General features: G+C 49.2%; 17 protein-coding genes and 1 tRNA gene. 6 read left to right on the top strand and 12 right to left on the bottom strand.

The window, feature by feature from the left end; genetic code table 11:
* Positions 1 to 106: 106 nt before the first annotated feature.
* On the top strand, positions 107 to 3,712 hold the full coding sequence (gene putA, locus HMPREF2606_RS00955) for a bifunctional proline dehydrogenase/L-glutamate gamma-semialdehyde dehydrogenase PutA (protein ID WP_070711817.1): 3,606 nt from the start codon (positions 107 to 109) through the stop codon (positions 3,710 to 3,712).
* Between the two features lie 58 nt (positions 3,713 to 3,770).
* On the opposite strand, the gene nth is transcribed toward putA, so the two are convergent.
* From nth to HMPREF2606_RS00935, 4 genes are all read right to left on the bottom strand, one after another.
* Positions 3,771 to 4,400, bottom strand: coding sequence for an endonuclease III (gene nth / locus HMPREF2606_RS00950; protein WP_003747538.1), 630 nt, complete (start codon positions 4,398 to 4,400; stop codon positions 3,771 to 3,773).
* Between the two features lie 137 nt (positions 4,401 to 4,537).
* Complete coding sequence (gene nhaC / locus HMPREF2606_RS00945) at positions 4,538 to 5,917, bottom strand: Na+/H+ antiporter NhaC (RefSeq protein ID WP_003747540.1); 1,380 nt, start codon at positions 5,915 to 5,917, stop codon at positions 4,538 to 4,540.
* Positions 5,918 to 6,098: 181 nt separating this feature from the next.
* Positions 6,099 to 6,722: an alpha/beta fold hydrolase gene (locus tag HMPREF2606_RS00940; protein ID WP_070711820.1), complete on the bottom strand. Its 624-nt coding sequence runs from the start codon at positions 6,720 to 6,722 to the stop codon at positions 6,099 to 6,101.
* Between the two features lie 92 nt (positions 6,723 to 6,814).
* Complete coding sequence (locus HMPREF2606_RS00935; RefSeq protein WP_070583818.1) at positions 6,815 to 8,038, bottom strand: sugar MFS transporter; 1,224 nt, start codon at positions 8,036 to 8,038, stop codon at positions 6,815 to 6,817.
* A gap of 275 nt (positions 8,039 to 8,313) precedes the next feature.
* On the opposite strand from HMPREF2606_RS00935, the gene HMPREF2606_RS00930 reads away from it, so the two are divergent.
* On the top strand, positions 8,314 to 8,727 hold the full coding sequence (locus tag HMPREF2606_RS00930) for a YqaA family protein (RefSeq protein ID WP_049331084.1): 414 nt from the start codon (positions 8,314 to 8,316) through the stop codon (positions 8,725 to 8,727).
* A 65-nt stretch (positions 8,728 to 8,792) separates the two neighbouring features.
* On the opposite strand, the gene HMPREF2606_RS00925 is transcribed toward HMPREF2606_RS00930, so the two are convergent.
* From HMPREF2606_RS00925 to HMPREF2606_RS00910, 4 genes are all read right to left on the bottom strand, one after another.
* On the bottom strand, positions 8,793 to 9,986 hold the full coding sequence (locus HMPREF2606_RS00925) for an amino acid aminotransferase (protein ID WP_070711824.1): 1,194 nt from the start codon (positions 9,984 to 9,986) through the stop codon (positions 8,793 to 8,795).
* 98 nt (positions 9,987 to 10,084) lie between these two features.
* The gene (locus tag HMPREF2606_RS00920) at positions 10,085 to 10,735 is read right to left on the bottom strand and encodes an HAD family hydrolase (RefSeq protein WP_070711828.1); all 651 of its coding nucleotides are present in this window, start codon (positions 10,733 to 10,735) and stop codon (positions 10,085 to 10,087) included.
* Between the two features lie 69 nt (positions 10,736 to 10,804).
* Entirely contained in the window at positions 10,805 to 11,749 is a 945-nt protein-coding gene (locus HMPREF2606_RS00915; protein WP_070711832.1) for a cation diffusion facilitator family transporter, read from the bottom strand.
* A 15-nt stretch (positions 11,750 to 11,764) separates the two neighbouring features.
* Positions 11,765 to 12,595, bottom strand: coding sequence for a ferritin-like domain-containing protein (locus HMPREF2606_RS00910; RefSeq protein ID WP_070711835.1), 831 nt, complete (start codon positions 12,593 to 12,595; stop codon positions 11,765 to 11,767).
* 289 nt (positions 12,596 to 12,884) lie between these two features.
* On the opposite strand from HMPREF2606_RS00910, the gene lolA reads away from it, so the two are divergent.
* On the top strand, positions 12,885 to 13,505 hold the full coding sequence (lolA, locus tag HMPREF2606_RS00905; RefSeq protein WP_036493771.1) for an outer membrane lipoprotein periplasmic chaperone LolA: 621 nt from the start codon (positions 12,885 to 12,887) through the stop codon (positions 13,503 to 13,505).
* Between the two features lie 76 nt (positions 13,506 to 13,581).
* Here lolA and glmM read toward each other — a convergent pair whose 3' ends face one another.
* The gene (glmM, locus tag HMPREF2606_RS00900) at positions 13,582 to 14,919 is read right to left on the bottom strand and encodes a phosphoglucosamine mutase (protein ID WP_070711838.1); all 1,338 of its coding nucleotides are present in this window, start codon (positions 14,917 to 14,919) and stop codon (positions 13,582 to 13,584) included.
* A 216-nt stretch (positions 14,920 to 15,135) separates the two neighbouring features.
* Positions 15,136 to 15,993, bottom strand: coding sequence for a c-type cytochrome (locus HMPREF2606_RS00895; protein ID WP_070711841.1), 858 nt, complete (start codon positions 15,991 to 15,993; stop codon positions 15,136 to 15,138).
* Positions 15,994 to 16,278: 285 nt separating this feature from the next.
* Here HMPREF2606_RS00895 and HMPREF2606_RS00885 point away from each other — a divergent pair.
* Positions 16,279 to 16,354 (top strand) — tRNA-Arg (locus HMPREF2606_RS00885).
* Between the two features lie 91 nt (positions 16,355 to 16,445).
* On the opposite strand, the gene HMPREF2606_RS00880 is transcribed toward HMPREF2606_RS00885, so the two are convergent.
* Positions 16,446 to 17,639, bottom strand: a complete 1,194-nt coding sequence (locus HMPREF2606_RS00880) for an amino acid aminotransferase (protein WP_070583815.1) — start codon at positions 17,637 to 17,639, stop codon at positions 16,446 to 16,448.
* Positions 17,640 to 17,749: 110 nt separating this feature from the next.
* Positions 17,750 to 18,523 (bottom strand): FadR/GntR family transcriptional regulator, encoded by a 774-nt coding sequence (locus HMPREF2606_RS00875; protein WP_070461657.1) that lies wholly within the window; start codon positions 18,521 to 18,523, stop codon positions 17,750 to 17,752.
* A 393-nt stretch (positions 18,524 to 18,916) separates the two neighbouring features.
* Between HMPREF2606_RS00875 and HMPREF2606_RS00870 the strand changes: the two genes are divergently transcribed.
* Both HMPREF2606_RS00870 and HMPREF2606_RS10505 read left to right on the top strand, forming a co-directional pair.
* On the top strand, positions 18,917 to 20,560 hold the full coding sequence (locus tag HMPREF2606_RS00870; RefSeq protein WP_070461656.1) for a lactate permease LctP family transporter: 1,644 nt from the start codon (positions 18,917 to 18,919) through the stop codon (positions 20,558 to 20,560).
* A 197-nt stretch (positions 20,561 to 20,757) separates the two neighbouring features.
* A protein-coding gene (locus HMPREF2606_RS10505; protein WP_141756534.1) for an IS630 family transposase occupies positions 20,758 to 21,605 on the top strand; the annotation gives its coding sequence in 2 pieces (ribosomal slippage) (positions 20,758 to 21,073 and positions 21,073 to 21,605; 849 coding nt in all).
* Positions 21,606 to 21,725: the final 120 nt, after the last annotated feature.

Genomic DNA, 21,725 nt, shown 5'->3' with positions numbered 1-21,725 from the left:
CATCATAATTTTATTACGATATTACTATCCTTCAGAATGTCTGTTTTAGCAGTCTTAAAGTCAGGCCGTCTGAAACCATGAAAAAAACCTTTGGAGAACATAAATAATGTTTAACTTCGCTTTTCCAACACAAACTCCTCTGCGTCAAGCTGTAACTGATGCCTACCGCCGCGATGAAATCGAAGCCGTTCAGGATATGTTGCAACGTGCACAGATGACCGACGAAGAGCGCAATGCTGCCTCCGAGCTTGCCCGTCGTTTGGTTACTCAAGTCCGCTCCAGCCGCACCAAAGCAAGCGGCGTAGATGCCTTGATGCACGAGTTCTCTCTCTCCAGTGAAGAAGGTGTTGCACTGATGTGTCTGGCCGAAGCCCTGCTGCGTATTCCGGACAATGCCACCCGCGACCGCCTGATTGCCGATAAAATCTCCGAAGGCAACTGGAAAAGCCACTTGAACAACAGCCCTTCCCTCTTCGTTAACGCGGCCGCATGGGGTCTGCTGATTACCGGCAAACTGACCGCGACAAACGACAAACAGATGAGTTCCGCATTGAGCCGTCTGATCAGCAAAGGCGGCGCCCCTCTGATCCGTCAAGGCGTTAACTACGCCATGCGCCTGCTGGGCAAACAGTTCGTCACCGGTCAAACCATTGAAGAAGCTCTGCAAAACGGTAAAGAGCGCGAGAAAATGGGTTACCGCTTCTCCTTCGATATGTTGGGTGAAGCCGCCTACACCGAAGAAGATGCCAACCGCTACTACAACGACTACGTCCAAGCCATTCACGCCATCGGTAAAGATGCCGCAGGCCAAGGCGTTTACGAAGGCAACGGTATCTCCGTCAAACTTTCCGCCATCCACCCACGCTACTCACGCGCCCAACACGAACGCGTGATGAGCGAACTGTTGCCGCGCCTGAAAGAATTGTTCCTTTTGGGTAAAAAATACGATATCGGTATTAACATCGATGCCGAAGAAGCCAACCGTCTCGAATTGTCTTTAGACTTGATGGAAGCTTTGGTTTCCGATCCTGACTTGGCCGGCTACAAAGGTATCGGTTTCGTTGTTCAAGCCTACCAAAAACGTTGTCCGTTCGTTATCGACTACCTGATCGACCTGGCCCGCCGCAACAACCAAAAACTGATGATCCGTTTGGTTAAAGGCGCATACTGGGACAGCGAAGTGAAATGGGCCCAAGTAGACGGCATGGACGGCTATCCGACTTACACCCGTAAAGTCCACACCGACATCTCCTACCTTGCCTGCGCACGCAAACTCTTGGATGCACAAGATGCCGTGTTCCCACAATTTGCCACACACAATGCCTACACCTTGGGCGCAATCTACCAAATGGGTAAAGGCAAAGACTTCGAACACCAATGTCTGCACGGCATGGGCGAAACCCTGTACGACCAAGTGGTCGGCCCGCAAAACTTAGGCCGCCGCGTACGCGTGTATGCCCCGGTCGGCACACACGAAACCCTGCTTGCCTACTTGGTACGCCGTCTACTGGAAAACGGTGCGAACTCTTCTTTCGTGAACCAAATCGTTGACGAAAACATCAGCATCGACCGCCTGATTAAGAGCCCGTTCGACACCATCGCCGAACAAGGCATCCACCTGCATCCAGCCTTGCCTCTGCCGCGCGATTTGTATGGCAAAGGCCGTCTGAACTCCCAAGGCGTCGATTTCAGCAACGAAAACGTATTGCAAAACCTGCAAGAAAAACTCAACCAAGCTTCTTCCGAAGACTTCCACGCTGCATCTATCGTCAATGGCGAAGCGCGTAACGTGGGCGAAGCGCAACCCGTCCGCAACCCTGCAGACCACAACGATGTTGTCGGCACTGTCAGCTTTGCCGATGCAGCCTTGGCTCAAGAAGCTATTGGCGCAGCCGTTGCCGCCCTGCCGGAGTGGAGTGCCAAACCTGCTTCAGAACGCGCCGACTGCCTGCGCCGTTTTGCCGATTTGTTGGAACAACACACGCCTGCATTGATGATGCTGGCCGTCCGCGAAGCCGGTAAAACCCTGAACAACGCCGTTGCCGAAGTACGCGAAGCCGTTGACTTCTGCCGCTACTATGCCAACGAAGCTGAAAACACCCTGCCTAAAGATGCCAAAGCCGTCGGCGCAATCGTTGCCATCAGCCCATGGAACTTCCCATTGGCCATCTTTACCGGCGAAGTCGTTTCCGCCCTGGCTGCCGGTAACACCGTTATCGCCAAACCTGCCGAACAAACCAGCCTGATTGCGACTTACGCCGTTTCCCTGATGCATCAAGCCGGTATTCCGACTTCTGCGCTGCAACTCGTACTCGGCGCAGGCGATGTCGGCTCAGCCCTGACCGGCGATGCCCGCATCGGCGGCGTGATCTTCACCGGTTCTACCGAAGTAGCGCGTCTGATCAACAAAGCCCTGTCCAAACGCGACGACAGCCCTGTCCTGATTGCCGAGACCGGCGGTCAAAACGCGATGATCGTGGACTCTACCGCCCTGCCGGAACAAGTCTGCCTCGACGTATTGAACTCTGCCTTCGACAGCGCGGGCCAACGTTGTTCCGCCCTGCGTATTTTGTGTGTTCAAGAAGATGTTGCCGATAAAATGATCAACATCATCAAAGGCGCAATGGATGAGCTGGTTGTCGGCAAACCGATCCAACTGACCACAGACATCGGCCCTGTCATCGATGCTGAAGCCCAACAAAACCTGTTGGCCCACATCAACAAAATGAAAGGCGTAGCAAAGGCTTACCACGAAATCAAAACTGCCGCCGACGTTGATGACAACAACTCTACCTTCGTTCGTCCAATCCTGTTTGAATTGAACAACCTGAACGAGTTGCAACGCGAAGTGTTCGGTCCTGTACTGCACGTTGTCCGCTACCGCGCCAGCGAATTGGATCAACTCATCGACCAAATCAACGCCAAAGGCTATGCTCTGACCAGCGGTGTACACAGCCGTATCGAAGGCACTGTCGACCATATCCGCGACCGCATCGAAGCCGGTAACATCTACGTTAACCGCAACATCGTCGGTGCCGTTGTCGGCGTACAACCTTTCGGCGGTCACGGCTTGTCCGGTACCGGTCCAAAAGCAGGCGGTTCATTCTATCTGCAACGCCTGGTCCGTACTCCTGAATGGGTTGCCCCAACCCTCAGCCGCATCGGCCAAGCAGACGAAGACGCGCTCAAACGTTTGGAAACTCTGGTTCACAAACTGCCGTTTAATGCAGAAGAGAAGAAAACTGCAGCCGCAGCTTTGGGTCACGCACGCGTCCGTACCCTGCGCAAAGCCGAAACCGTATTGGTCGGCCCGACCGGCGAACGCAACTCATTGAGCTGGCGCTCTCCAAAACGCGTTTGGGTACATGGCGGCAATCTGCTGCAAGCCTTCTCTGCCCTGACCGAGCTGGCAGCCGCAGGCATCCAAACCGTTGTTGAGCCTAACAGCCCGTTGGCTTCCTACTCAGCCGATTTGGACGGTTTGTTGCAAGTCAACAGCAAACCTGAAAACGCAGGCATCAGCCATGTTGCCGCTATCGAACCTTTGAGCAGCGAGCGCAAACAAGAGTTGGCCGGCCGCGACGGTGCGCTCATCCGCATCCTGCCTTCCGAACAAGGTCTGGACATTCTGCAAGTATTTGAAGAAATCTCTTGCAGTATCAATACTACCGCTGCCGGCGGTAACGCCAGCCTGATGGCAGTTGCCGACTAATCACAGCCAAATCAAAGGCCGTCTGAAATTCAGACGGCCTTTTTTTATCTGTTTTTATTTACAGTTTTGCCGGATATTCGCACAAATCATTAATCAAACATTTGCTGCATTGAGGTTTCAAAGCCTTACATGTATAGCGGCCGTGCAAAATCAACCAATGATGGGCATCCATCAAAAATTCTTTGGGAATAAAGCGCATCAACTTGTCTTCAACTTCGCGCACATCCTTGCCCGGCGCGATTTTAGTACGGTTGGCCACACGGAAAATATGGGTATCGACCGCCATAACAGGTTGCCCGAATGCAGTGTTCAATACCACGTTGGCAGTTTTCCGGCCAACACCGGGCAAAGATTCCAAAGCCTCTCGGTCGGCAGGCACTTCGCCATTGTATTTTTCCAGCAAAATACGGCAAGTCTGCATGATGTGTTTGGATTTGGTTTTGTAAAGGCCTATGGTTTTGGTGTATTCCATCACACCGTCCAGCCCCAAATCCAACATGGCTTGCGGCGTATTGGCAACGGGAAAGAGCTTGGCAGTCGCTTTGTTCACACCGACATCAGTCGCCTGAGCAGACAATAAAACGGCGATGAGCAGCTCAAACGGCGAACTGAAATTCAACTCGGTAGTCGGATGCGGATTGGCAGCGCGGAAACGCTCGAAAATTTCTTGGCGGATTTGTTTGTTCATTGTTTGGATTATTTTTTTATTGGCGCAGCAATTATAGTGAAATCATGCTGATACGGCTACTTCAAGTAAAACAAGGCCGTCTGAAATTGCTTTCAGACGGCCTTGCTTTATAAAAGCATTGCCATTTTAAATGCTGTTTACTTCTTACTCAAAGTCAGCCCTGTCCAGCCAAACACCAGCGTCAGAGCCAAGCTCAAGTAGCAGAAGAAGGCGTAAGGCAGGTATTCCCAAACAGGCACACCCAAGGCATGGCTGATAAATACGCCGCAGACGCTCCAAGGTACCAACGGGTTGATCACCGTACCCGCATCTTCCAGCGTACGGGCAAGGTTGCGCGAATGCAGGCCGAGTTTGTCATAAACCGGCTTAAAGGTTTCGCCGGAAAGCAGGATACTCAAATATTGCTCGCCAATCAGGAAGTTGACGCCGACCGATGTCATGGCCACGCTGAAAGTAGCGCGTCCGGCATTGGTCAGAAACGCACGAATGGCCTCCAGCAAAGACGGAATCACACCAATACTGAACAACAGGCCACCCAAGCTCATGCCGAGTATCACGATGGTTTGTGTAAAGAACATGCTTTCCAAGCCGCCGCGCGAAATCAATCGGGCAATATCTTTAAATGCTTCGCCTTCGAGTTTGTATCCGCTGTAAAACCACGCGCCCAGCTGTTTCAAATCAGGCGTACTGTGGAAATAAGTCACAATCAGCGCCACCACAACGGTAAACAGCATGGCCACAATGGCATTGACGCGCATCAGGGCGAGGATAACCAATAAAGCAAACGGAATCAGCGAGTAGGCATGCACCAAACCGGTTGCCTCCAATTGCGCGCGGAAAGCCTCGACGCTGTTCATGTCATGCGCGGCAACATTGGGCAAGAGCCACAACATCAACGCCGCACTGATCAACCACGCAGGCACAGTGGTGTACATCATGTTTTTGATGTGCTCGAACAAATCAATGCCGACAATCGAAGCAGAAATACCGGTCGTATCGGAAAGCGGCGACATTTTATCGCCGAAGAACGCACCCGACACAATCGCACCTGCCGTCATCGCCATATCAGCATGAAACGCAGCCGCCATTCCCATAAAGGCTACGCCGACAGTCGCACAAGTCGTCAAACTACTGCCGATGGAAATACCGATGACCGAGCAAAGCGCAAACGCCGAAAAATAAAAATAAGTCGGCGAAATCAATCCGAAACCGTAATACATCAGCGTCGGAATCGCACCGCTCATCATCAGTGCGCTGACCATCAGGCCGATAAAGAAAAACAGATAAATCGCGCCCATGCCCTGCCCGACCGCGCCGATCATACCGTTTTGCATGTCTTGATATTTCAAGCCGCGCATCAAACCGTACAAAAGCAAGACCACAATCGCCGTCACAATCGACATATGCGGCAGCCATTCAAGCGAAATAATCGTATAACCCATTGCCGCCACCAAAGCCAAGGCCACCGCAATGGCTTCGAAACGCGGCATATTGAGTAAGGATTTGAAAGCAAACATTGTTCTTTGCCTTTTTAATAAGTATTTAACAGATTTTAGCATAACAGGCCATCTGAAAAACCGGTTTCAGACGGCCTGCTGATTATTTTACGAAAACAACGCTCACAAATCCTTGCCATTTTCTTTAAAATAAACAAATTATTTAGAATAAAATATTTTTTAATTAGAATAAATGGTGTTTTTATTGCTTTTTAAAATATCCATCATGCAAAAATGCCACCACTTGCCCGGCAGTTTTGCGGTTGAACAGCATACCGCTATGGCTGACCGGCAAAACGACATGATCGCGCATATTCGGACAATGCGTTTCGCTGACCAAAACCGTACCATCATGTTCGCCGTGCAAACCTAAAACACGGCCCAGCCCATACGGTTTGTTACCGGCAATACTGCCCAACTCAATACCGACAGGCAACTCAGGCATACTGCCGTCCAACGCCCCTTTGTAAGAGCCGCCCAATACCGGCTTTTGCAAACCCAAATTGAGCACACGTTGCGCGGCACGGCTGCCTTGGTGCGGCGTACCCATGGTAACGATACGGCCGCTGACTTTATCCGGATATGCCGCCGCAAAATTGCGTAAAACCAAGCCGCCCAAACTATGGCCGACAAAGTGCAGCGTTTCATCAGCATGGTTCTCATCAATCCATCGCGCTAGATCTTCAACATGTCGGTTCATCGAATGCAAAACACTGTAATAATCGAACAGAGCAACTTCAAAACCTTCTTGTTCCAGCAAATACGCCAGCGGCCTCATGACCCACGAATGCATATGCAAGCCATGCAGCAAAATGATTTTGGCCATTTTTTCCTCCTGTCATTTAAATCATTATGCCACAAAGTAAAAAGGCCGTCTGAAATCCCATAAGGTTTCAGACGGCCTTTTATCATGATGAATTATTCGTCAGCTTTGTAGCCTTTTATAGCAAAGAAGACGATGTATACGTAACAAATCGCTGATACAACGAAAGAAATCATCAGACCTTGAGTATCCGCTACCCAACCTTGTACCACAGGCACAATCGCACCGCCGACAATCGCAGTACACAATACGCCGGAAGCGCTGCTGGTGAATCGGCCAAGACCTTTGGTTGCCAAAGAGAAAATCGTTGGGAACATGATGGAATTGAAGAAACCGATGGCCAACAATGCCCACATCGCAACATCTGCACTGGCTTTACCTGCCAACATAGCTACGCCCAACAGGACAACAGCAGCGGTAGCATTGAATGCCAAATAGCGGTTAGGCGCAATTTTCGCCATGATGGCAGAGCCTAAGAAGCGACCAACCATCGCGCCGCCCCAGTAGAACGACAGATATTTTGCAGCAGATGCGTGGTCCAAACCTTTCAGGTAACCCAACACGTTGACCAACAAAGAACCGATAGATACTTCTGCACCAACATAACAGAAAATACCGGCCGCACCAAAAATCAAGTGGCGGTATTGCCATACGCTGTGTTTACCATCATGGTTGTGCTCACTCTCTTCTTCAGCAATTTTGTTTGCATCAGGCAGACGAATCATTTTGACGAACACAGCCAAAATAATCAGCAAACCTGCCAAACCCAAATATGGAATTTGAACAGAAGAAATTTGCTCGGCTTTGCTGACAGTTTGTGTCGCATCAGCCAAAATCAGGAATGCCCCGATTTGCGGAGCAATGGTCGTACCCAAAGAGTTGAATGCCTGAACCAAAGTCAGTGTTGCAGATTCTTTACCTGGTTTGGACAGCAGGGTCACATAAGGGTTACCCGCCACTTGCAACAGCGTTACACCTGAAGCCAAAATGAACAGCGCACCCAAGAAAGTAGGATAAGAATGGCTGCCGGCGGCAGGATAGAACAACAGACAGCCGATGGCAGTCAATACGAAACCGCCGATTACACCGTTTTTATAGCCGATTTTGCCGACCAAATAACCCATCGGGATCGACATAATCGCATAAGCGGTAAAGAAACAGAATTGAATCAGCATCGCCTGAACATAAGTCAGTTCGAAAATATCTTTCAGGTGCGGAATCAAAATATCGTTCATGCAGGTAATGAAACCCATCATGAAGAAGAGTGTGGTCAGAACGACCAGCGCAGGAGTATGATTTTGTTGTGAATGCGCAGACATGATTTGCCTTTCGTTTTGTTAAGATTCGCTGGAAAAATGAGCTTAAATCAGTTCATTAAACTTAACACCCATTAACAGCCGCCCGTATCATACTGATAATCCGTCACTTTGAAAACTATTTTCTAACAGCCGACTACATTATCCTTCAGCCGTTTAATTGTAAAAAATTTAATAATATTGGATTTATCTTTTAATAGATTAAAAAAATAAAGGCATAATCTTCTTATTAAGCTTGTTATTTCTTTTTTACAATACTCATTGATACAACTCAAAATATGCCCCCTCTTTACGCTTACCTTGCCCTGATTGCTTCTGCCTTCACTTCTGCCACACTACTTCCGGGTACATCCGAGGCGGCATACGCCGCATTTGTGTACCAATATCCGCAACATGCCCTCGGCGCATGTTTATGTGCCGGTTTGGCGAATGGCTTGGGCAGTATGGTTTCGTATTACATGGGCAGAATGTTTCCGTCCAAGAAAAGGCCGTCTGAAAAAGTATTGGCGCGTATACAAAGATGGGGAATTTGGCCGCTATTATTTGCATGGTTGCCGATTATCGGCGATGCCCTCCCCCTTGCCGCAGGCTGGCTCAGGCTTAATGCTTTGCATTGCGCCATCATTCTGATTGCAGGCAAACTGCTGCGCTATGCCATGATTTATTGGGGAATGAACGCAGTTGCCGGATAAGTTTCCACAGTCAAAAATAAAGGCCGTCTGAATGATTCAGACGGCCTTTGCCTTTAATTCGACAATTACAAGACTTTCACAATGCTTTCGCACAGGTAGTCGATATTGTCATCGGTAATGCCGGCGACGTTGATGCGGCCGGAACGGACGGCATAAATGGCAAACTCATTTTTCAAACGGTCAACTTGTTCGGGAGTCAGACCACTGAAAGAGAACATACCGTTTTGTTCGATAATGAAATCAAAGTCTTGAGTTGCGCCTTTTGCTTTGAGCAACTCGACAAATTTTTGGCGCATGGCTTTGATGCGGCCGCGCATTTCATCGAGTTCGGCAATCCATTGTGCTTTCAAATCATCATTTTTCAACACCAGCGCAATGGTGTTCGCACCGTGTGAAGCCGGGTTGGAATACAAGGTACGGATGATGGTTTTGACTTGGCTGTGGGCGCGGGCTGCCGTTTCTTCATCTTCGGCCACCAAAGTGAACGCGCCGACGCGCTCGTTGTACATACCGAAGTTTTTGGAATAAGAGCTGGCAATCAGCAATTCTGTATTGTGTTTCAAGAACACGCGCAAGCCGTAGGCATCTTCTTCTAAGCCATTGCCAAAGCCTTGGTAGGCAAAGTCAAACAGTGGCAACCAGCCTTTTTCGGCAGAAAGTTTTGCCAAAGTTTCCCATTGTTCGGGCGTAGGGTCGATGCCGGTAGGATTGTGGCAGCAGCCGTGCAGCAGGACGATGTCGCCTTTTTGCGCTTGGCTCAAGTCTTCAATCATGCCGTCCCAATCCAAACCGTGTTTGGCAGCATCATAGTAACGATAAGGTTTATCTTGAATACCGACCGCTTTGGCGATGGCGTTGTGGTTTGGCCAAGTCGGATTGGAAATCCAGATGGTTTGCGCGTTCAACTGGCGTTTGACAAACTCGGCCGCAATGCGCAATGCACCTGTACCGCCAAGGCTTTGCGCTGTTTTGGCGCGACGGCTGGCAATGATTTCGTGGTCTTTACCAAACAACAGGATTTGGGTTTGCTCGTTGTAGTCGGCAACGCCGTCGATGGTCAGGTAATTTTTAGTTGTCTCGCTTTCCAACAGGCGTTTTTCAGCCTCTTTGACGGCTTTGACAATAGGCGTTGCGCCGGATGCGTCTTTGTACACGCCGATGCCGAGATTGACTTTTTCGGAACGGGTTTCGGCTTTAAACGCTTCGCCCAAACCTAAAATCGGATCAGCAGGAGCTGCTTCGATATGCTTGAAGAACATGATTTTTCTCTTTACAAGTAGTAAAACGGTTGAAAAAATACAAATTTATGTAATTTTACGCCGTTTCAGGCCGTCTGAAAACGGATTATTACAGGGTTTTAACGCAAGATTGCCAACAAATCCAAAGGCGTGGCAATACGAAAATCGGCAAGCCAGTTTTCGGTTTGGTCTTCGGCAGAAATATAGCCCCAATCAGCAAGCACGGTTGTCATGCCTGCATTTTTGCCTGCCTGCATATCGCGCTCTGCATCGCCGACATAAAAACATCGCTGCTCCTCAACGCCAATCTGTTCGCACGCATAAAACATAGGCTTCACGCTGGGCTTGGGTTCATCGCAAGTATCGCCGCTGACAATGACGGCAGGAGGCACGGTAAACCCGAGCTTAGGCACGAGGACATCGGTAAAACGCATGGGCTTGTTGGTAATAATGCCCCATTGGATACCGCGTTGAACTAAGGCTTCCAACATTTCGTTTACGCCGTCGAACAAGATGGTTTGATCGGCATAACAGCGGCTATATTCATCCAAAAACTCTTTGCGCCATTGCATATAGTCCGGATGATCGGGCGTAATGTCTGCACCAAGTTTGAGCAAACCGCTCGCACCGTGGCTGGCCTGCGGACGGATTTCATCCATGCTTTTTTCTGGCAAACCGTGTCGGCGCAATACCGTGTTGAGCGCGCCACCCAAATCAAGTGCGGTATCGGCAAGCGTGCCGTCAAGGTCGAATAATACGGCTTGGGTCATAAGTGTTCCTTTGATGATTTTAGAAGGCCGTCTGAACAATTCAACAAGTTTCAGACGGCCTGAATATGGTTAATGGTGATGATGTTCATGCATTTCCTGCGAACACAAGACTTCATCTTTATGCGGATGCCGTTCGCTTTCAATCTGAATCGTACAATGTCCGATGTTATGATGCGCCAATTCATGTTCGATGCGGTAGGCGATTTGTTCGGATTCGGCAACCGTCATGCTGCCATCGACAACAATATGGCAGGATAAAACGTGGATATTGCTGGTAATCGTCCAAACATGCAAGTCATGAACGGATTTTACGCCTTCCGTATTGCGGATCACGCTGAGCAACTCATCGGTATGGATGTTTTCCGGCGCACCTTCCATCAAAATGTGCAAAGTCTGTTTAAACAGCATCCAGCCGCTGCGCCCTACCAAAGCCGCTACCAATACGCTGGCAACCGTATCCGCCCATTGCCAGCCATACGCCATTATCAGCACTGCTGCGACAATCGCCCCTATCGAGCCGAACAAATCGCTGATTACATGCAGATACGCACCGCGCATATTGACGTTTTCTTCGGTATCGCCATTTTTCAACATATAAACGGCAACGCCGATATTGACCAGCAATCCGATAATACTGACCACCAACATACCGCCCGTCAAAATTTCCGGCGGATAAAACAATCGTTTGACTGCTTCATAAAAAATCATCGCCGCAATCAACACCAGCGACAATCCGTTAAACATCGCCGTCAAAATTTCAAAACGCTTGTAACCGAATGTCTTTTGCAGCGTGGTCTGTTTCTCGCCAAGTTTGAATGCCCACAATGCCATGCCCAGCGAAAACGCATCGCTGAACATATGCCCCGCATCGGAAAGAAGGGCCAAAGAGTTGGTCAGCCAGCCGCCGACCGCCTCAACCAGCATAAATCCGGCAATGACAAAAAATGAAATGCGCAATACCTGCTTATTGGTGGTATGCGTGTGCGCGTGCGAATGATCGTGATGATGTGCCATGATGGTTTTACCGTTTCAGACGGCCTTTTTATCCTGTTTCAAACTTTTCTCAAAATCTTCCAACATATCCAGCTCGAAACGGCTGAATCCAGCACGTTCCCGCGCTTCGATATTGACGTAGCCGCGGAAGATAAACATATCGTAACGCGCAATCAGGTTGCGGAACAGGGCGACCGGTTCCAAACCGCGCTCACGGCAAAGATGCTGATACCAATGATTGCCGATGGCGACATGCCCTACTTCATCGCGATAAATAATATCCAGCACATCGCAGGTTTCCATATCGCCGCGCTGCGCTACTTTTGCACGAATACCCGGCGTAACATCCAGACCGCGCGCTTCCAATACCCGCGGCACCAAAGCCATGCGTAACAAGGGATCGTAAGCGGTTTTATACGCCATGTCCCACAAATGCCCGTGCGCTTCAAAATCGCCGTAATCGTAGCCCAAGCTGTTCAGACGGCCACGCATCAAGCCGAAGTGAAACACTTCTTCTTTTGCCACCCTTACCCAATCGCGCACAAACTGAAACGGCATATTGCGGAAACGATACGCCGCATCCAAAGCCAGATTAATCGCATTAAATTCAATGTGCGCAATCGCGTGCAACATCGCCGCATAGCCTTCGACCGTATTCATCTTGCGTGGTGTAACCTCCGAAGGCGCAACCAAACGCGGACGCAACGGATGGCCTGCAAAACGGCAATCCACAGGTTTCGACTCCTCAACCGTCAAACCTTCCGCCTCGCCCAACTGCGCAAACAAGGCCTGCGTCAATCTTCCCTTTTCATCCGGATTGTCCGACAGCAAAGCCTGTTCCAATAAAGGATAAGGATTCAGATACATACAAAACCATTGTTTTAAAAAGATAAATATTATAACCGTTTTAAAAAGCAAACAGAAAGACTATAATTTCACGCTTTCCGTAAAATGACATTAAATACCACACCAAGCCCTTATGCGTTTCATTAAAAAAACGTCAAAACCAAATACAGGACGTCTGGAGAAATAAAGTTATTTCAGATACTTGCTTAGTTTTTTCATATTTACACAAATTAAACCCGCCCTTCAGCCCCTTGCCTGTTACACCATAACGTCTATACTGAACCCATCTCTCCGAACAAGGAACCAAAACATGAAAACTACCCGACTGTTCACCCTGACCGCTGCCGCGCTGCTTTCTTCAGCCATCGGCTTTGCACAAGCCGGCGCAGTGGACGCCCTGAAAAAATTCAATAATGACGCCGACGGTATCAGCGGCAACTTCAGCCAAACCGTTCACAGCAAAAAGAAAACCCAAACCACATACGGTACATTCAAAATCCTGCGCCCGGGTTTGTTCAAATGGGAATACACCAAACCCTACAAACAAACCATCGTTGGCGACGGCAAAACCATTTGGCTCTATGACGTAGATTTGGCGCAAGTAACCAAGTCCTCACAAGACCAAACCATCGGCGACAGCCCTGCCGCCATCCTCTCCAACAAAACGGCATTGGACAGCAGCTACACGCTGAAAGAAGACGGCTCTGCCAACGGCATTGACTACGTTTTGGCTACGCCTAAGAAAAACAACGCCGGCTACCAATACATCCGCATCGGCTTCAAAGGCGACAACCTCGCCGCCATGCAACTGAAAGACAGCTTCGGCAACCAAACCAGCATCAGCTTCAGCGGTTTGAACACCAAACCTAACCTTTCCAGCGGTATGTTCAAATTCACGCCTCCTAAAGGCGTTGATGTCTTGAGCAATTAAGCTTCTAATGAAACACAAAGGCCGTCTGAACAACAGACGGCCTTTTATTTAGTTCAATTCAACATCAAACATACTGTTACTTTTGACCTTGAATGGCAGCGGCAATTTTTTCTGCGCCTTTTTTCGCCCAGTCCGCCTGTTTGGCTTCCACCATCACACGCACGACAGGCTCGGTACCGGATGCACGCAAGACCACGCGGCCTTTGCCTTCGAGTTCTTTTTCCACTTCAGCCAAAGCCTCTTTGGAAGCATCCTGCCAGTTTTGGCCTTTTTTGATGCGGACGTTAATCATGGTTTGCGGATACGGCTGCCAATCGGCGCAAACAGTGGCAAGGTCTTGATTCAAGGTTTGCAGTGCGGCCAAAACTTGCAGCGCGGAAATAATGCCGTCGCCGGTATTGTGTTTGTCCATGCACAAAATATGACCGCTGGCTTCGCCGCCAATCAGCCAACCGCGTTGATGGAGCTGTTCCAACACATAGCGGTCGCCCACTTTGGCGCGGCAGAAATCAACGCCCTGCTCTTTCAAAGCAACTTCCATCGCCATATTGGTCATTACTGTACCCACCACGCCGCCGATTTCCACGCCTTCGTGCGCGCGTGCTTTAGCAATCACATAAATTAGGCTGTCGCCGTCATACACTTTGCCATTGCGGTCAACCATCATCAATCGGTCGCCGTCGCCATCCAAGGCAATACCGTAATCAGCTTCATTTTGCAACACAGCCGCTTGCAAAGCTTTCGGATGGGTTGCACCACATTTCTCATTGATGTTGTAGCCGTTTGGCTCATCACCGATACTGACCACTTGCGCACCCAATTCGTGGAATACTTTAGGCGCAACTGCATAGCCCGCACCATTGGCGGTATCGACCACCAATTTCAGACCGCGCAAGTCCAAATGGCTTGGGAAAGTAGATTTACAAAACTCGATATAGCGGTCATCTGCACCATTAATCCGGCGCGCACGGCCCAAACGGCTGGACGGCTGGGTTTTCATTTCCTCATCGATTTTGGCTTCAATTTCCAACTCGATTTCATCGCTCAACTTCACACCGCCTTCAGCAAAGAATTTAATGCCGTTATCGGAATAAACATTATGGGAAGCAGAAATCATCACACCGGCAGACAAACGCAAAGCGCGGGTCAGGTATGCTACGCCCGGGGTTGGCAGAGGGCCAGTTTGAATAACATTGACACCGGCGGCAGTAAAGCCGGCAATCAGTGCAGCCTCCAACATATAGCCTGAAATACGCGTGTCTTTACCGATTAAGACGGTCGGTTTCATTTCTCCTTCGTGCTGTACCAAAACCTGACCTGCCGCATAACCCAATTTCAGGACAAAATCAGGATTGATAGGGAATTGACCAACTTCGCCGCGTACACCGTCAGTACCGAAATATTTTTTTGCCATGAGATAACTCCGTGATTGTTTTGTCGTATGTGAATATTGTTGAACTTCTTTAAAAGAATCTTGATTGTATTCGAAGGCTGTCTGAATCTTTCAGACGACCCTTGATCATGAGAATAATTTACTACTTCAGTATTATAGCAAGATCCGGATTTCCTGCACGAAAAAAGCGCATCCTTTTGCAGAATGCGCTTCCTATTCGAGATTCAAAATCAAATCTTAGAATTTAGCACCAGACTGATTAGCCATGTAATCAACTGCAGCTTTCACTTCATCATCGCTCAGGCTACCGTTACCGCCTTTGGCAGGCATTGCGTTAAAGCCTTCGAGTGCGTGTTTGTGCAGGGTGTCTTTACCTTGTTTGATACGAGGAGCCCAGTCTTCTTTTTTACCTACATGAGGAACACCTGGAACTGCACCGCCGTGACATGCTTGGCAGCTTGCTTCGTAAACTTTTTTACCGTCTGCACCGCCGGCAGCTGCACCTTTGTCTTCAGCTTTGGCAGCGTCTGCTTTAGGAGCATCTGCAGGAGCCGCACCCTCAGCCGCCGGAGCTGAAGCAGCTTCACCGGAAGCGGCTGCATCGGCAGGAGCTGCGGCATCAGGATCCGGGAAAGTACCGCCGGCTTTGTTGGCCATGTAAGTAATGACGCGTTTCAATTCTTGATCGGTCAAATCAGCCGCACCGCCTTTGGCAGGCATTGCGTTGAAACCGTTCAGAGCGTGTTGGAACAAGGTATCGAAACCTTGTGCAATGCGAGGTGCCCAATCGCCTTTGTTTTCAAATTTAGGCGCGTTGGGAACGATGCTGTCCGCCGCGTGACATTGAATACAGATTTTGTTGAAAATCTGATCGCCTTGACGCTCGCCGACTGGAATACCGTCGCCCAATTTCAGTTGGCCGACTGGCTGGATACGGGTTTGAGTCGCAGCTTCGGTTGTTTCGGCAACATCGCCGAATGAACCGCTTCCCGCCAGTTTGATCAGGAAGTAAATCACTGCAATGACAATAACGATACCGCTCACAAGGGTGAACAATGCAGAGCCTTGGGCTTTGTGGTCGCGGAGTTGTTTCATTTGGTAGGCCTCGCCGTTAGGTTAGGTTGTGCTGTAAGTTATAGTTTATGTGTTAAACGCAGTTAACAATATTTTGCTGGATTATACTGAATTCGCAAAGGCTTTCCAATCCATCTTGAGAAAAAGATACGCAAAAATCCTCAAAAAGGCCGTCTGATTCTTGTAAACCTTTGTAGTTATTTGAATATTCCACCCATGCAAAAGCGTGACCGCCAATGCCACTTTCTGACACTTTCAAGATAAACTTTGCCAACGGCGCCAATATGCGTTAACCTTACGGCTCTCGCACCCATAGCTCAGTTGGAAGAGTGTCAGTTTCCGAAGCTGGAGGTCACAGGTTCGATCCCTGTTGGGTGCGCCAATTATAAATAGGCCGTCTGAAAGATGAAAATTTTTCAGACGGCCTTTTGATTTACTTCAAATAAAACTACATTCAATTTCAGATTGCATGGCTATTGCAACACTTTGGCAAATGCCTCGGCCACATAATCGATATTTGATGCATTCAAACCGGCCACACACATCCTGCCCGAATCCAACAGATAAACAGCAAATTCGTCACGCAAGCGGTGTACCTGCTCTACGGTTAGGCCTGTATAGCTGAACATACCGCGCTGTTTGATGAAATAGCTGAAATCGCGATTGGGAATTTTGGCCGTCAAAACATCATAAAGTTTCTGACGCATGGCACGGATGCGGTCGCGCATGGCGTAAACCTCGTTTTCCCACAAAGCGCGCAGCTCCTCGCTGTTCATCACATCAGAAGCGATGTATGCGCCATGCGCGGCAGGGCTGGAATAAATACGGCGGACGGTAAATTTCAACTGTCCGAACACCAGCTCTGCTTCTTCCTTATTGGGACACACTACGCTCAAACCGCCGACGCGCTCTCCGTACAGCGACAGGTTTTTCGAGAAAGAGTTGCTGACAAACAAAGGTAGTCCCATTTCGACGGCTTTACGGATTGCATAGGCATCGCTGTCCAAATCCTCGCCGAAACCTTGATAGGCAATATCCATAAACGGAATCAGCTTGTGCGTTTTAATGATGTTCAACACTTCATCCCATTGCGCTTGCGACATATCTACGCCGGTCGGGTTTTGACAGCATGGATGTAAAATCAAGACGCTGTTTTCCGGCAATGTTTTGAAAAACGCAGTCATCTCTTCAAATTTCACGCCGACGGTTTTAGAGTTGTAATAAGGATACGCCCCCACTTCAAAACCTGCGCCTTCAAAAATACCCTTATGGTTGTCCCAAGTCGGGTCGCTGACATAGGCTTTCGCTTCAGGGAACCAACGGTGCAAAAAGTCGGCACCGACTTTCAACGCCCCCGAGCCGCCCAAGGTCTGTATGGTCGCAACGCGCCCTTCTGCCAACGCCGGATTATCCTGCCCAAACAGCAAACGCTGAACCGCGCTTCGGTAAGTGTCCAAACCTTCCATCGGCAGATAAGGCGATGGGCGCGGTACGGCCGCATGCTCTGCTTCTGCCCGGAGGACAGATTCCAAAACCGGCATTTTGCCTTCGCCATCAAAATAAATGCCTATGCTCAAATTGACTTTTTCAGAACGCTCGTCGCGTTTGAAGGTTTCAACCAAACTCAAAATCGGGTCGCCCGGATAATACTCGACATGACGGTACATGGTGCTTCCTTTGTTTTTAGACAGAATGGGGAAGATTGTGGCACTAAAAAGCCTTATTTGCAAAATCAGGCCGTCTGAAAAAATTCAGACGGCCTGATTATTTTTAAACGCTACCAATCTACCCGTTTCAAATCATTTTGCGCCAATACGTCCGCATGCTCGCTGTGGCTTTGATATTCCCTGTCCTGCAAAATGCGGCGGGCGACATAATTCAAATGCAGTTTTGCCGCTTCCGCCGCCTCGGCTGGTTTGGCCTGGACAATGGCTTCAAAAATAGCACTGTGCTGGGCAATCAGCGTCGGGCGCGGGTCTTCGGTTTGATGGATATAGATAATGCCGCTGCGTGTTTGCTGATAAAGCATTTTGAGCAGGCTGCTGGAAAGGTGGCTGAACAGGATATTGTGTGCGGCATCGGCAATGGTTTGATGGAAGCTAACGTCTGCTTCGGCTTGATGCTCCAAATTTCCGCTTTCGCAGGCCGCTTCAAATTTCTGCCGCCAAAAGTCAATCCGTTTCAAGTCGGCGTCAGTCCGTCTTTCGGCGGCCAGTGCCGCCATACAGCCTTCAACGTGACAGCTGAAATCGAAAACGTCGGTTTCCCAGTTGGTATGTTTGCCGAGCAATTCCTGCCAGCTTTGGAGGAAATCTTGTTGCGGTTTGACGGAAACGTAATAGCCATCGCCCTGACGCGCTTCCAAAACCTGCCGCGCAATCAGGATGTTCAGCGCGACCCTGACCGAGGGGCGCGATACGCCGAATTCTTCCGCCAAGGTACGTTCGGGCGGGATTTTGCCGCCTTTTTCGTAAACGCCAGTCGCAATCCGTTCTTCTAATATCGACAATATTTGGTCGCTGATTTTTTGTGGCCGAACCAGTTTTGTCATTGTAATTCCTCTTTTTCTTCATATTTTCCTATGAAGAAGACTCAAATCCGATAATGTGATGCGGCAGGTCGTCTGAAATGGCAATCTGCGTCAAAATTGGCATGACCAAATTGGTGTGCCCAATGTCGCGGTATTCTAATTAACCGGCCATATCCCGTCAATATGGCTTGTTCTACCCGAATATGGTTTAAAACTATATCGGGTTACATTTTTACAATTCATATAATGTTTTGTTTTATTTAAAATTAAATAACAATTTTGCACTTATGTAGCAAGGTTGCTTAAAAAAATAATTGACTGCCATATTAAAGTTTCGTAAAGTGTCCTCCGTTCAAAAAATTGGTTTTACCAATTTAGGAAAGTATATTAGAAAAATATTCGGAGATTTTCCCAATGGAAACTTGGATTCAAAACTATACCGCAGTGGGCGGCAGCCTGTATTTGACGGCAGCCGTCGCCCTCCTGCCCATTATCTTTTTCTTTGTTGCACTGACCGTCTTGAAGCTCAAGGGTTATCAGGCGGGGCTTTATACGCTGCTGATTGCACTTGGCGTTGCCGTATTAGGTTTCGGAATGCCTGCGGGCATGGCGGTTTCTTCCGCGCTGTACGGCTTTGCCTACGGTTTGTGGCCGATTGCATGGATTATCGTTACTGCTGTGTTCCTGTATAAAATTACTGTGAAAACAGGGCAGTTCGACATCATCCGCGCTTCCGTGATTTCGATTACCGAAGACCAACGCCTGCAAATGTTGCTGGTTGGCTTCTCCTTCGGCGCATTCCTCGAAGGTGCGGCAGGCTTCGGCGCGCCGGTGGCGATTACCGCCTCGTTGTTGGTGGGCTTAGGCTTTAACCCGCTCTACGCCGCCGGTTTGTGTTTGATTGCCAATACCGCACCCGTGGCTTTCGGTGCGATGGGTATTCCAATCTTGGTTGCCGGTCAAGTGTCCAACCTCGACCCTTACCACATCGGTCAGGTCGCCGGCCGCCAACTGCCGATCCTGTCGATTATCGTTCCTTTCTGGTTGGTCGCCATGATGGACGGTATGCGCGGCATACGCCAAACTTGGCCTGCCGTATTGGTGGCAGGCGTGTCTTTCGCCACTACCCAGTTCATTACCGCCAACTTCATCGGCCCCGAGTTACCCGACGTGACCTCCGCATTGGTCAGCCTGGTCTGCCTGTCTGCCTTCCTGAAAAAATGGCAGCCTAAAGAAATCTTCACCTTCAACGGCATGAAAAAACCGTCCGAACGCAAAGCGGGCGAATACACTGCCGGGCAAATCATCAAAGCCTGGTCGCCTTTCGCCATCCTGACCGTTTTCGTCAGCGTGTGGACGATTAAGGGTGTTAAAGAGGCTTTGGGCGTTGCCACCATCAAATTCGACTGGCCGATGCTGCACAACTTGGTACAAAAAGCCGCGCCCATCGTCAGCGAACCGACACCATACGCCGCCGTGTTCAAAATTGACCTCCTCGGCGCAGTCGGTACGGCAATCCTGTTTGCTTCCATCGTTTCCGCCGCTTTGCTGAAAATGAAACCCTCCGAAGCCGTCAGCACTTTCTTTGAAACGCTCAAAGAACTGCGCCTGTCCATCCTGTCTATCGGCTTGGTACTTGGCTTTGCATTCGTGGCAAACTATTCAGGCCTGTCGTCCACATTGGCACTCGTCCTCGCCGCCACCGGCACCGTGTTCCCGTTCTTCTCGCCGTTCCTCGGCTGGCTGGGCGTATTCCTGACCGGTTCGGACACCTCCGCCAACGCGCTCTTCGGTTCGCTGCAAGCCAGCACCGCGCATCAAATCAACGTCGTACCCGAGCTGACCGTCGCTGCCAACACCACCGGCGGCGTGACCGGCAAAATGATTTCGCCGCAATCCATCGCCATCGCCTGCGCGGCAGTCGGTCTGGAAGGCAAAGAATCCAACCTGTTCCGCTTCACCGTGAAACACAGCTTGATTTTCTGTACCTTCGTCGGCCTGCTGACCCTGCTGCAAGCTTATGTTTTGCCGTGGACGCTGGTTTTCTTCAACAAATAAGCCAACCGGCTTGAAATAAAAGGTCGTCTGAAATCCAATTTGGGTTTCAGACGACCTTTTTGTCGTTGTGGGCGTGATCGGGTTTACCGTCATTTCCGTTTCGTTTAAACAGTAGGGGAATGCGTGAATCGAAGATGGCTTAAGTTATAGTCAATTAAAAACAAAATGGTACAATACTCAACTTTGAAGGTTTAACCATGGCATACTCTGCGGACTTAAGAAACAAAGCTTTAAACTATTACGAACAATGCAAAAACATCAGCCAAACCGCAGCGACGTTTAACTTGTCAAGAAACACGCTTTACCTGTGGATTCGCCTTAAAAAACAAACAGGCAGCCTAAAACATCAAGTTACCGGTCTAAATGCCGTCAAATTGGATAGGCAAAAACTGGCTCAATATGTTGGGCAACACCCGGATGCCTATCTGCATGAAATCGCCAAACATTTTGATTGTACGGCAGCCGCCGTTTGCTATGCACTCAAACAGATGGGGATGACGCGCAAAAAAAGACCACCACTTACAAAGAACAAGACCCGGCCAAAGTAACGCATTATTTGACACAGCTGGCCAAATTTTCCGACTACCAACGTGTTTATTTGGATGAAACAGGATTTGACCGCTACCTGTTCCGCCCCTATGCCCGCAGCCTGAAAGGGCAAATAGTGAAAGCGCAGATAAGTGGGAAAAGATACCGACGCTTATCTCTGGTGTCCGCACAAGTCGGCAACCGGCTGATTGCTCCGATGGTTTATCAAAATACGATGACCGGAGTCTTTTTTGAAGCGTGGTTTCAGCAATGCCTACTGCCCGCATTGATTCAAAAATCGGTGATTATTTTAGATAATGCGCGATTTCACCGTATGGGTGTCTTACGGGAAATGGCGGAAAAATGGGGACATAAGGTATTGCCTCTTGCACCTTATTCACCTGAGCTCAACCCGATTGAGAAGGTGTGGGCGAATATTAAGCGGTATCTGCGAACCGTATTGTCTGATTACGCCCGATTTGACGATACGTTACTGTCCTATTTTGATTTTAATTGACTATAATTCAAACACATTCATTTTTATTGATTAACCTCACCAATGTCTTCAAATCAATATTTTGGTATGACCAATCTTAATAAACAACCTGAGACCTTTGCAAAATTCCCCAAAATCCCC

It is taken from the genome of Neisseria sp. HMSC070H10, assembly GCF_001837635.1.
Lineage (GTDB): Bacteria > Pseudomonadota > Gammaproteobacteria > Burkholderiales > Neisseriaceae > Neisseria > Neisseria subflava_A.
Note: the sequence above shows the minus strand (reverse complement) of the source record. Positions and strands in the feature narration are given on the sequence as shown.